Raw genomic sequence first — 11,552 nt, 5'->3', positions numbered from 1 at the left:
AATGATTATTGCAGTTGATTTTGACGGAACTATTGTTGAACAGAAATATCCAAAGTTGGGTAAGGAAATTCCATTCGCAACACAAACTTTAAAGATGTTGCAAAACCAGGGACATCGTTTGATTTTGTGGACCTACCGATCAGGAAAAGAACTTAGTGATGCCATTGAATTTTGTAAATCAAAAGGAGTGGAGTTTTACGCAATCAATAAAAATTATCCAGAAGAGGTTTTTGATGGAAATATAAGTCGAAAAATAAAAGCGGATATGTATATTGATGATATGAATTTTGGTGGTTTACCTGATTGGGGACAAATCTTTGATAGCATTTGCCATGGTAACAAAACAATGTATTACAATAATAGGCGAAAAGGAATTTTGAGTAAAATTTTTGGCTAGATGATATGATATTACAAGGGCTCAGATTTTAAAATCTAAGCCCTTTATTTTTTAATGATTATCGGTTTTTATATCCCGATTTTTTCATGTTCTTAATGATTTTGGATAGTTTCTTCCCTTTTTGTTTTCTATCCTGTAAACTGCTTTCATAATGTTCCATTTCTCGGTTCAAACGCATAAAACTTTCGTATTCATCTTCTGAAATACCTCCAGTTTTGACGGCTTTTAAAATTTTACAGCCTTTTTCGTTGGTATGTGTACAGTTATGAAACTTACAGCCTTTAACGAGCTTGTCGATTCCATGAAAGCCAGATGATCTAGCTTCTGAACTTGGCGCTGTTAATCCAAATTCTCGAGTGCCAGGCGTGTCAATTACAACTCCACCACTCTTCAGAATATACAATTCTCTAGAAGTGGTAGTATGTGCTCCTTTCATGGTAGCTTGACTGATTTCTCCTGTTTTTATATTATTCTCTTCTTCCAGAGTATTTATTATTGAGGATTTCCCCACTCCCGATGCACCTATAAAACATACGATTTACCTGTTAGAATCTGATCTTTGAGCAATTTCATATTGCTTCCATGATATGCGCTAATGGGAATTGCCTGATAAGCATCTATCATGAAATTCATTGTAATCTGTTGTTCATCACTGATGGGTAGATCTGTTTTGTTAATCAGAACAATGGGCTCGATATTACAGTTTTGCAATTGCACTAGTGTGCGCTCCAATCGTCTTAGATTTAAGCCAATTTCAGGACATTGAACTATAACAGCATAATCGATATTTGCAGCTATAATTTGTTCTGCAATTTCTTTTCCTGATTTTTGCCTGGAAAGGCAATTGTATCGGGGTAAAATTTTCGATATTATCCCTAAATCACCATAATCAAGAAATAATACCCAGTCTCCTGTTTTTGGCTTTTCATTTTCATCTAATCCAAACATTAAATTACCTGCAAGTTCACAGGTTTTAATACCACTTTCATAAATAACAATATAATTCGTTTTATTTACAGTTGAAATGCGACCAATGGTTGTATTTTGTTTTTCGTCTGGAGTAAGAGAGGTTTCAAAAAAATCAGACCATCCCAATTTATTTAATGTATTCATTACATTCGGTTTAGGTTTCAGCCATAGTAATTGTTCGCTGAAATTAATTCACTAAAATTTATTGTATAAAAAAGTAGGCATCAAGTAAAAATGATGCAAAAGTGAAATGTCGGCAAGTTGATTTGAGACAAATCAAAAGACTTGCCTATAATGCGGACTCCGAATGATATGTAAAAGTTGTTCTTTTAATCATGAGCTGTAAAAATAGGAAAAATATTCTTTGGGAACTAATTTGCAAATTGTAATCGTTTGTGTAGAAAAAGTTTTCCAGATTAACCAATCTATGCCCTATATTTTTCATTCACTAAAAAATAACAACTAAATTCGGAGCGAATTGGAATACAGCTGTATTCTTTAATTATATTGACCAAATTGAATGCCCCTATGGTAGATCCAAGAATTGAAAACTTAAATGTAAGTGTTGAACAAGCCATAATAACTCCCATAGCTTTAAAAGAGTTGTACCCTCTAACGGAAAAATGTATTAATACAGTTCACAAGGGGCAAAGTACCATAAAAAACATTTTAAGTGGGAGAGATAAAAGAATCTTGGCAATAGTTGGTCCTTGTTCCATTCATGATATTAAAGCCGCTAAAGAGTACGCTCGAAAAATGAAAGATTTGGCTGATGAATTGACCGATCAACTTTTTCTTGTAATGCGGGTTTACTTTGAGAAGCCAAGAACTACTACAGGGTGGAAAGGCTTGATAAATGACCCTTTTATGGATAACACCTGCCAAATACAAGAGGGATTAAAACAGGCGAGGGAATTATTGGTATATATTGCAGAATTGGGATTGCCAGCAGCAGGTGAGGCATTGGATATTGTTACACCTCAATATATACAGGATTTATTTTCTTGGACGGCCATTGGTGCCAGAACAACAGAATCTCAAAGTCATAGAAATATGGCAAGTGGTTTATCTTCGGTTGTAGGTTTTAAAAATGGTACCGATGGGAATATTGATATTGCTTTAAATGCCATGCAGGCTGTTGCTGCACCGCAAAATTTTGTAAGTATCAATCCAGAAGGAAAAGTATCAGTTATTCGTACAAAGGGAAACCCAAATACTCACATTATATTGCGAGGAGGTAAAACTCCAAACTATGAAGCCAGGTATGTTAAGGAGATAGAAGATAAATTGAATGGATTTGGTATAATTCCAAAAATCATGATTGATTGTAGTCATGCCAACTCTGGAAAACAGGCAAGTAATCAAGAATTAGTACTTCAGGACATTGTAACTCAGTTGCAAAATGGGAGTCAATCTATCAAGGGCTTTATGCTTGAGAGCAACCTTGAATTTGGCAAACAAGATATTCCCGCAAACAAATCCGATTTGAAATATGGGGTTTCTGTTACTGATGAATGCTTGGATTGGAAATCTACGGCTCAGCTATTGAGATCTTTTAGTGAATCCATTAAATAATGTTTTGTTCCATTTTTTTTACAATAAAAATCAAATTGTAATCATTTCGAAACAAAACCCCATTCAAAATAAAAGCTCAAAAGAGTGATAAAAGAGCTCTTAAACAAAGTAAAATTTTGCTATTCTAAGATTCTTATTGATGTAAAATATGATAATTCAATAATGACATTCTCTTGTTTTAATTAATCAAAATGTTACTGTAGGATAAGCTTGTTTCTGTTGATGTTTAATTTTGAACAGTTGTATTGTGCATAAATACAGGTGATTGATGAGTAAATGTTAAAAAATGTGAAAAATAATTTTGGTTGGTTGTTGATTTTATTCTTAAATTGAGGAATCATTAACCATTTTAAACTAATTTTTTATGAAAAAGTTATTTTTCCCCTTACTTGTTTTAGGGCTATTTTTAGCTTCTTGTCAAAAAGAATCTAACGATCTAAAAGTTCAACAAGCAAATGACATTGCCGTAGACATGAGTGACTTTTATGTCTATACTGCTGAAACTGCTGATTCCCCTACAGATGTTAAAGCAGGTCATGAGCACGGTGCTACTTGTCGATGTGGATCGATGAAAGTCCTAAACAAAAAATTAAAAGAAAATCCTGGTTTGGAGCAACGTATGTTTGACATTGAAAAGCATACAAGACAATTAATTGCTGCGAAAGCAGATAAGGCAGTTACAGGTAAAAAACCTGCTCCGGATCCAGATCCTGTTCCAACTATTTACGAAGGAGCAATTACAATTCCTGTTATTGTAAATATTTTGGAAGATCCTGCACATCCAATTACTCAGGCTCATATCGATTCTCAGATTGATATCTTGAATGAGGATTACAATGATTTGAACCCTAATACAGGTGGTGTACCTTCTGAATTTAACAATGCAGTTGCAGATTGTAACATTACTTTCGTTTTGGCAGGTGTAAATAGAAAGGCTTCAACAAAAACTACTTGGGGAACAGACGATTCTATGAAACTTTCTAGCCAAGGTGGTATTGATGCTACTGATCCAACAAGTTTCTTAAACCTTTGGGTTTGTGAAATTGGTGGTGGTATTTTAGGATATGCTCAATTCCCAGGAGGTGCTCTAGCAACCGATGGCGTTGTTATTGGTAGTGATTTCTTTGGAGAAAATGAACGAGGAGGTGTTTATGGACACGGTCGTACAGCTACTCACGAAGTAGGTCACTGGTTGAATCTTCGCCACATTTGGGGTGACGGTAGATGTCGTCAAGATGATTTTGTTACTGATACGCCAAGTTCAGACCAACCTAATTATCAATGTCCTCCTTATCCAACAGTACATTGTCGTACTAATGATATGACTATGAATTATATGGATTACGTATATGACAACTGTATGTATATGTTTACCAATGGTCAGAATGACAGAATGAGAGCTTTATTCGCTGAAGGCGGAGCAAGAGAAGGTTTTGTTCAGTAATTTTAAACAGGATAAAATATTTAAGGCACCCTAGTGGTGCCTTTTTTTATTGTTTGGATTCTATAAGATGTTTTCCATTTTTTAAGAATGTTACCTTTGGAATTTGTCTTGTTTTATTGAATGAATCGTAGACACTTTTTAAATCTTTCCAAACGGTTATTTTGTCTTGATCCTCTTTGTGTTTGGAAACAAGCGCATCAAAGTTTTTGTTTGAAAGTTTGGCAGGGAAGATGTGAACCGGAATTTTCTGCTGACCATTGTTTTTGGCTTCCACGCAAAAGATGTATAACTCTTTGATTTGATCATCGGTAATTGGCAAGCATCCTACGGTTACGCATGATCCGTGAATGAAGATATCTCCACCAGGATTGGTTTTATCGGCCCAAAATAAATCTGATTGGTTTGGATAATTGATGCCCAAAGAAAGGTGAAAGTTGCTGGCAGGATTGAATCGGTCGATATAATAGAATCCTTCGGGAACTTGTAAGTCTCCTTGTTTTCTTTTGGGACCAAGTTTGCCTGATTTTCTGCAGACCTTATATTCTTTTATCAATTTGAACTTTTCATCTGATTTGTTTTTACCCCAGAGCTGAATTTTTTGTCCGAATTTAAAAGCACGCAAATACACTTCTAATTCATCAATTTTGATACTCTTATTGTTGAGAAGTTTCAGGATGCCATTTTCCTTTTCAGCATATGCTTCTCTAACTCTTGAATATTTTAATTGTTGAGATTTAAAACTTGAGGACATTGAAATGGATTGAAGTACTAAAATGAAAGTGAGAACAAGTTTCATGTATATATTATTAATTGTATACTGCTTCTATTTCTTTTTTTAGAATTTCAAGTTCTTCAATTGGTACTTTTACGACTGTTTCAATACTTTGACTTTCTGAAATAAATTTAAATGTTGCTAACTTTTCATTTGTCATAACAGGATTCACTTCAACAGTTAAATCTTCATTACTTATTTCAACTTTATTTGATTTGAACATTTTGTAATCAGCTTCATAAGAAATTTTGCGATGTTCAAGGTGTAGAATTTCTTTTCCATGTTTATTCCATAAGAATAATCTTAAAAAGTAGTATCCACACAAACCAAAGATAATATAGAATATTACAATAGCAGGAGATACTTCACCAAGCAACACAGCTGTTGAAACTGTAGCGAAAATAGGGATTGCAAAAAACAGGATCATAAAGGTTTGTAAAACAATTCTGGAAAAACGTGAAGATCTGGGAGAATTAAACGTGATTTTGCTTAGAGGATCATCTTGTAACTCAACGGTGCTTTTCATTGGAATGATATGTATAGAATTTATTTGACCTTTAAATCTAGCAATAAATTCTTAACATCTGGTTATGAAACCAAAAAATCCCGATCTGCATTGCAAACCGGGATTAAATATTATCTGATAAAAGGATTACCAGGTTTTAGGCGTTTCATTTTGCATTTCAATGAAATCAGCTCCTTCGCGGTAATCACCCAATAGGTGCTTACAGAAATATTCACTTCTTAACCAGAAAGAGTATTCGCTCATGTTGCCAAATCCATGTCGTTGACCAGGATAAATGAATAAATCGAATCTTTTGTTTGCTTTGATCAATGCATTTGCAACACGAATTGTATTTGCTGGATGTACATTGTTATCAATATCGCCAGTTACCAATAAAAGTTTACCTTTTAAATTTTTAGCCAAACTTGGGTTGGTTGCAATTTTGTACTGGAATGTAGTATCCTTTTCAGTAACAACTTCTTTTACACCATGGTGAGTTTCACTCCACCAGCGGTTGTAAATGTTGTTATCGTGGTTACCTGCAGCTGATACAGCAACTTTAAAGAAATCAGGATATACAAGCATTGCAGCAGTAGACATGAATCCACCTCCTGAGTGACCGAAAATACCAACTCTGTTGATATCAATGAAATCATGGCGATTTGCCAAACGTTCCAATGCAACCTTCTTGTCAAGAAGAGGGTAGTCTCTCATGTTCTGATATCCGTAGTTGTGGTACCATTTTGAACGATCTGGGTGACCTCCTCTGTGTCCTACGGTAACTACAATGAAACCGAACTGCGCCATACGATCTGCACGATCCATGCGAGAAGAGAAGCTTTTGTAAACCGCTTCGGTTTGTGGACCAGGATATACGTAGGTTAAGATTGGATATTTCTTGTTCTCATCAAAATCGAATGGCTTGTACATTACACCGTATAGATCAGTTACGCCATCACCAGCTTTCACGGTAAAGATTTCCGGAAACTTGTAGCCAGCTTCGAATAGTAATGAAAGGTCAGCAGTTTCCAAATCCATAATCTTGTTGCCACGTGTATCGTACAATTTCGATTCAGGAGTTGTATTTACTCTTGAAGAGTTGTTTACAAAGTAATGGTTTTGATCATTCAGGCTTACTTCATGGTTGAAATCTCCTTTGTTCAGCAATTTCAAGCCAGTACCATCAAAGTTTACTCTATACAGGTGAGCATAGTAAGGATCTTCGCCTTTTTCATGACCATTGGCTGTGAAATAAAGCACTCTGTTCTTTTCATCAACACCCTGTACTGCATCGGCATGCCAAGGACCTGATGTAATTTGATTTTTTACATTTCCTTCCGCATCGTAAAGGTAGAAGTGAGCCCAACCATCACGTTCCGACCAGTGAATGAACTCTTTGCCATCGTTAATGCTAACCAGGTTACGCGTTTCGATATAAGTATTTAATCTTTCCTCGATAATTACTTTCACTTCACCTGTTGTGGTATTTGCCGAACAGATGTCAACTCGTTTCATATCACGACTTTGGCGTTGGAAATAAATCAAATCGCTGTTTTTTGAAAGCCATTTAGAGAATTTCAAATCGTCATCCGCATTTGCCTTTTTGCGTGGAGCTCTTAAAATACGAAGAGTTTGATCTTTCCATGCATCAGTTTTAACAACAACAGACTTTTTGCTTTCCCAGTCGAATACTTGCATTTCATATTGAGGAGCTTCTTTTTCTCCTGCCATATGATACTTGTAGGTTTCCAAAGTAGGACGACCTTTGGCAACCGCATTCAATACCCAAAGATCTTTCACTTTTCTTTCATCTTCGCGAATAATTGCAAATTTCTTTGAATCGTGTGAGAAAGTTACATAAGCCGCTTTTCTGTCATCTTTTTCTTTCTCTTTTTCGGTATTGGTCTTACCATATCCAGTATCACCATAAGCATAATCCTTAAGACCATCACTTGTTAATTGATGCTCTACAATGGTAGTGTCTTTCTCGTTTTTCTGAGCTTTTTTGTAATTCTCAGCATCCATCCAATACAGGTTGTGGTGTTTGGCAAAAATTACATACTCCTGGTTAGGAGCAACCGAAGCCCATTTTTTTTGTTCCAATGGCTTTTCAAAATCATCCCAAAGACGCAGTTTTCTGCTTGCTAGTTCGTATTCGAAATGCCAAACTTTAGCAACCATTTTTTTCTTTTTGTCTTTCTTCTTGTCGTCTTTTTCTTCCTCCTGTTTGTCGCCGTTTTCTTCATCTTTTTCTTCTTCTTCGGCCAATTTACTTTTCACTTCGAACTGCAAAACCTTTTCATTCTTAATGAATTTCATTTTTTTAATGTCCATGTGCTTTGCATCGAAAGGATCACCAGTCAAGCGACTCATGTCAGCAGCCATTTTTACAGGATCAAAAAGCTTGCTTTTCATGTTTCTTGCAGGATCTACCAAATAATAGTTCAATCCTTCGGAAGTTTGGTACGAATACCAAAACTTTTCCCCGTTCTTAAGCCAGTGTGGATAAACTTTGGTTGAAAATACCATAGATCTCAACTTGCTAGGAGAGAATCTTGCAGGCAATTCATAATTTGCCTTTGTAACAGGTGTTTTCTGTGCAAAAACACCAATTCCTATTAAAAGAAACAGGAATGTTAGTAAATGTTTTTTCATCTGGTTGAAATTTTTGTGTTTGTCATCCCGATTGTTATCGGGAGGAACTCTCGATGAATTTTAATCATACTTTTTTGAAAAGTTTAGTATGCTAAAATTCATGTTCGTTTCATGATTGGTATTGTTGTTTGTATGCACTAATGCAATTAAGACAATAAAAATAGGGAAGTGAATGACAAAATAGGTGGAAATTTTCACAAATTCGATAAGGATGGGAATTTTCGCGATGTAAAATAAAGAGACACAATATAGAACTGACATTCGTCATATGAAAAAACGATACTAAGCCAGTTCTATTTGTCTTAAAAAGTAGGATTTTTAAGAATGTGCGGACAGTTATATTGTGTATATCTTAACTGAGAAGTTTTATTTTTTGCTAAAATATCCTGTATCATCTGATTTAAAATGAACATCCATCTGTGGAAATGGAATGGAAATGTTGTTCTCGATAAATTTTTTATTTATCAGCATTCTGATATCTGATTTAAGATTTTCTATCCTGAATATATTTCTACTGAAAAACAACAATTCAAAATCAAGGGAAGAGTTTCCAAAGTTAACAAATCTCACCAAGATGGATTCTTTATCAGTAATATCTTTGCTTTCCAGCGCGCTTTCTCTTAATACTTTGGTAACCAATTCTACATCGCTTCCATATGCTACGCCAACACAAATTTTAAATCGTGTTTTTTCTGATTGATGACTCCAATTGATCACCTTATTGCTTGTAATTAGTGAATTGGGTATGATAATGACGATGTCGTCTCGGTTTTTTGCAGATGAAGTTCTCAAACCAATTCTCTCCATCTTAACAACATCACCATCTATTTCCAAAATATCCCCAACCCTAATTGATCTCTCGAAAAGTAAAATGATTCCTGAAACAAAATTATTGAATGTAGTCTGTAAGCCCAATCCAACACCTACGAGTAAGGCAGCCGATCCAGCCAAAAGCACATTCAGTTTAAATCCCAATGTTTCCAGGATAATTAATGATGAAATGATCCATACCAAGTATTTGATAATTTGAAACAATGAATAAAGGTTTCCTTTATCGATACTTAAAAATGATTTTTTTCGGAACAGTGCTTTCTTAATTAGCCAGAGTAAAAAAATGGTGATTAATACTGTGATAAGTGTACTGGTGATTTTTCCAAATGTGAACGAAAAATTTCCAATTTTAAATATCTCGTATTCTAAAAACTCAATTACTTTGTCCATAATCATCTTTTGTTTATTCAAGCATCTTACTTTGTTTCTAATGGCCATATCTCTGTTTATGCCACTTTGAACTTGCAAAATAATAATCCTTTGTAAAAATTACATCAAGTTTTTCTTTTTTTTATGAATGCAATTGGCCTGATGCCCATGATATTCTTCTTTTCTCGTTTTCCCTGATTTTTGTATTTTTAATCATCATGTTAAATCCACAATCAGAATTTATGGAAATACTTGGAATTGATATAGGAGGTTCGGGAATTAAAGGAGCACCGGTTAATGTAGAAACGGGAAAGCAATTGGAGGAACGATTTCGAATCCCAACACCCCAGCCATCTACACCAAAAGCTGTTGCTAATGTGATAAAGAAAATTGTTGAGCATTTCAATTGGCATGGTCCTGTTGGTTGTGGTTTTCCAAGCATCATTTCTCACGGAAAAGCCATGGCCCACGGCAATATGGATAAGTCCTGGGTAGGTGTTCAGGTGGATGAACTTTTCAGCAAGAAAACCGGATTGGATGTTACTGTTGTGAATGATGCAGATGCAGCAGGTTTGGCAGAAATGAAATATGGAGTGGGGAGAGGTAAATCAGGCCTGGTGGTAATGATCACCATAGGCACAGGAATTGGTTCTGGAGTTTTCTATAATGGACAATTGTTACCCAATTTTGAATTGGGCCAATTGAAATACAAGAATGGCAAGAAAATTGAAAAATATGCTGCCGATTCGGTTCGAAAAAAGCAAGACTTGAGTTTTACCGCCTGGGGAAAACGATTCAACGAATTTCTTCATCATGTGAATGTAATATGTGCCCCCGATTACTTTATTCTTGGAGGAGGAGTAAGCAAGAAATTGGATAAGTTCGAAAGCGAAATTGATGTAGAGGTGCCTGTATTGCTTGCCGAATTTCAAAATGGAGCGGGAATTATTGGGGCTGCGGTTAGTGCGAATGGAATAGCTTAAAATGTTCTTCTATTTATAAACAAAAGGATGGCAGAAATTAATCTGCCATCCTTTTGCTTTTCAGAAGTACTTGTAATTATACAGGTTCTTCCTCTGTTTTCTTGCTTACTTCATCGATTATGAATCCCCATGCACCCAGCTTTTTGATGTCATTTGGGTAATGAGCTTTCAACAAATCACGAATTTGCTTGATATCATTAATGATTTCTTTAGCCATCTTCGTTTTTTGTTCATTCATTTCTTCTTTTAATCGATTTGCATCATCTGCTTTTTTCTGATAATCGATCATGTTGTTTACCTTTCCTTCAATTGCGGTAATGTCGATTACTGGATTTAATAAGCTAGCTTCACCATCTGCATCATTTTTTCGTTTAATGTCAGCGAATAAACTAGCTAATGAATTAGCATTGCCTTTGATTTTTATACGTGCCATCTTATTTTAATTTTTATTTAGACAATCTAATTTAACAAAAATTAATACCGATTAATTATAATCATATTGTTTTTATGAAATTTAAAATCGATTTAAATTAATAAACTTATGAATATTTATATGCTGTTTGTGTTGTAATTGTGATTGTATTGTAGGTCTGGTGGGAGCTTGCTATATTGTGTGGTTTGAAATTGCATAGCTAAAATTTAATTGAAATATGAGAAAAATGTAGAGTGAATGTTTAATGATTCGCGTTAAAAGCTGAAGATTTAACGTAAAAACATGAACTTTTAATGTTAAAAGTTGACATATTAAGGTTGAAAATAGAGCTTGCAACGTTAAAAGCTGAGGTTTTAATGTTGAAAACTCAAGTTTTAATGGTTTTGGTAGTTGTTTTTATGCCTAAGGGGTATGCTTTTTCATTGAAAAGTCAACTTTTAACGTTGAAAGCTGAACTTTTAATATTGAAACCTCAGCTTGCAATGTTGCAGACTCAGCTTTCAACATTGAAAACACAAGAATTAAGATTAAAAGAACAGGATTTAAGGTTGAAAGCTCAGGAAATAACATTAAAAGTTCAGCTTTTAATGGGAGCGTAGCCATGCGTTGCGAAGAAAAA

General features: G+C 34.8%; 10 protein-coding genes and 1 pseudogene. 5 read left to right on the top strand and 6 right to left on the bottom strand.

Annotated features, from left to right (window positions below; genetic code table 11):
* Position 1: 1 nt before the first annotated feature.
* Positions 2–397 carry a BT0820 family HAD-type phosphatase gene (locus JCM15579_RS11695; protein ID WP_054720297.1) on the top strand — a complete coding sequence of 132 codons (396 nt, stop codon included), beginning with the start codon at positions 2–4 and terminating at the stop codon, positions 395–397.
* Between the two features lie 58 nt (positions 398–455).
* On the opposite strand, the pseudogene rsgA reads toward JCM15579_RS11695, so the two are convergent.
* Positions 456–1,345: pseudogene (gene rsgA / locus JCM15579_RS22470) on the bottom strand (ribosome small subunit-dependent GTPase A).
* Between the two features lie 549 nt (positions 1,346–1,894).
* Here rsgA and JCM15579_RS11680 point away from each other — a divergent pair.
* Together JCM15579_RS11680 and JCM15579_RS11675 are read left to right on the top strand one after the other, a co-directional pair.
* A complete protein-coding gene (locus tag JCM15579_RS11680; RefSeq protein ID WP_054720291.1) occupies positions 1,895–2,941 on the top strand; it encodes a 3-deoxy-7-phosphoheptulonate synthase in 1,047 nt (348 codons plus the stop codon).
* Between the two features lie 364 nt (positions 2,942–3,305).
* Positions 3,306–4,385: a zinc metalloprotease gene (locus JCM15579_RS11675; RefSeq protein WP_054720289.1), complete on the top strand. Its 1,080-nt coding sequence runs from the start codon at positions 3,306–3,308 to the stop codon at positions 4,383–4,385.
* Between the two features lie 46 nt (positions 4,386–4,431).
* Here the strand turns inward: JCM15579_RS11675 and JCM15579_RS11670 are convergent, their stop codons facing one another.
* The 4 genes from JCM15579_RS11670 to JCM15579_RS11655 form a co-directional block, all read right to left on the bottom strand.
* Positions 4,432–5,181, bottom strand: a complete 750-nt coding sequence (locus tag JCM15579_RS11670) for a L,D-transpeptidase family protein (protein ID WP_054720287.1) — start codon at positions 5,179–5,181, stop codon at positions 4,432–4,434.
* Positions 5,182–5,191: 10 nt separating this feature from the next.
* Positions 5,192–5,683 (bottom strand): hypothetical protein, encoded by a 492-nt coding sequence (locus JCM15579_RS11665; protein ID WP_054720285.1) that lies wholly within the window; start codon positions 5,681–5,683, stop codon positions 5,192–5,194.
* A 126-nt stretch (positions 5,684–5,809) separates the two neighbouring features.
* Entirely contained in the window at positions 5,810–8,317 is a 2,508-nt protein-coding gene (locus JCM15579_RS11660; protein ID WP_054720283.1) for a S9 family peptidase, read from the bottom strand.
* A gap of 366 nt (positions 8,318–8,683) precedes the next feature.
* Positions 8,684–9,538: a mechanosensitive ion channel family protein gene (locus JCM15579_RS11655; RefSeq protein ID WP_054720428.1), complete on the bottom strand. Its 855-nt coding sequence runs from the start codon at positions 9,536–9,538 to the stop codon at positions 8,684–8,686.
* Between the two features lie 221 nt (positions 9,539–9,759).
* Between JCM15579_RS11655 and ppgK the strand changes: the two genes are divergently transcribed.
* A complete protein-coding gene (gene ppgK, locus JCM15579_RS11650) occupies positions 9,760–10,500 on the top strand; it encodes a polyphosphate--glucose phosphotransferase (protein WP_054720426.1) in 741 nt (246 codons plus the stop codon).
* Positions 10,501–10,576: 76 nt separating this feature from the next.
* Here ppgK and JCM15579_RS11645 read toward each other — a convergent pair whose 3' ends face one another.
* Positions 10,577–10,933 (bottom strand): hypothetical protein, encoded by a 357-nt coding sequence (locus tag JCM15579_RS11645; protein ID WP_054720281.1) that lies wholly within the window; start codon positions 10,931–10,933, stop codon positions 10,577–10,579.
* Between the two features lie 293 nt (positions 10,934–11,226).
* On the opposite strand from JCM15579_RS11645, the gene JCM15579_RS11640 reads away from it, so the two are divergent.
* Positions 11,227–11,532 carry a hypothetical protein gene (locus JCM15579_RS11640; protein WP_054720278.1) on the top strand — a complete coding sequence of 102 codons (306 nt, stop codon included), beginning with the start codon at positions 11,227–11,229 and terminating at the stop codon, positions 11,530–11,532.
* Positions 11,533–11,552: the final 20 nt, after the last annotated feature.

Source organism: Marinifilum fragile JCM 15579, assembly GCF_001310955.1.
GTDB lineage: Bacteria > Bacteroidota > Bacteroidia > Bacteroidales > Marinifilaceae > Marinifilum > Marinifilum fragile.
This window is presented reverse-complemented; position numbering and strand designations above follow the sequence as displayed.

Excerpts from the sequence above, each read along its gene's own strand:
- JCM15579_RS11675 (WP_054720289.1), top strand. The coding sequence starts at position 3,306 with ATGAAAAAGTTATTTTTCCCCTTACTTGTTTTAGGGCTATTTTTAGCT.
- JCM15579_RS11665 (WP_054720285.1), bottom strand. The coding sequence starts at position 5,683 with ATGAAAAGCACCGTTGAGTTACAAGATGATCCTCTAAGCAAAATCACG.
- JCM15579_RS11660 (WP_054720283.1), bottom strand. The coding sequence starts at position 8,317 with ATGAAAAAACATTTACTAACATTCCTGTTTCTTTTAATAGGAATTGGT.
- JCM15579_RS11695 (WP_054720297.1), top strand. The coding sequence starts at position 2 with ATGATTATTGCAGTTGATTTTGACGGAACTATTGTTGAACAGAAATAT.
- JCM15579_RS11645 (WP_054720281.1), bottom strand. The coding sequence starts at position 10,933 with ATGGCACGTATAAAAATCAAAGGCAATGCTAATTCATTAGCTAGTTTA.
- JCM15579_RS11680 (WP_054720291.1), top strand. The coding sequence starts at position 1,895 with ATGGTAGATCCAAGAATTGAAAACTTAAATGTAAGTGTTGAACAAGCC.
- JCM15579_RS11640 (WP_054720278.1), top strand. The coding sequence starts at position 11,227 with ATGTTAAAAGTTGACATATTAAGGTTGAAAATAGAGCTTGCAACGTTA.
- JCM15579_RS11670 (WP_054720287.1), bottom strand. The coding sequence starts at position 5,181 with ATGAAACTTGTTCTCACTTTCATTTTAGTACTTCAATCCATTTCAATG.
- JCM15579_RS11655 (WP_054720428.1), bottom strand. The coding sequence starts at position 9,538 with ATGGACAAAGTAATTGAGTTTTTAGAATACGAGATATTTAAAATTGGA.
- ppgK (WP_054720426.1), top strand. The coding sequence starts at position 9,760 with ATGGAAATACTTGGAATTGATATAGGAGGTTCGGGAATTAAAGGAGCA.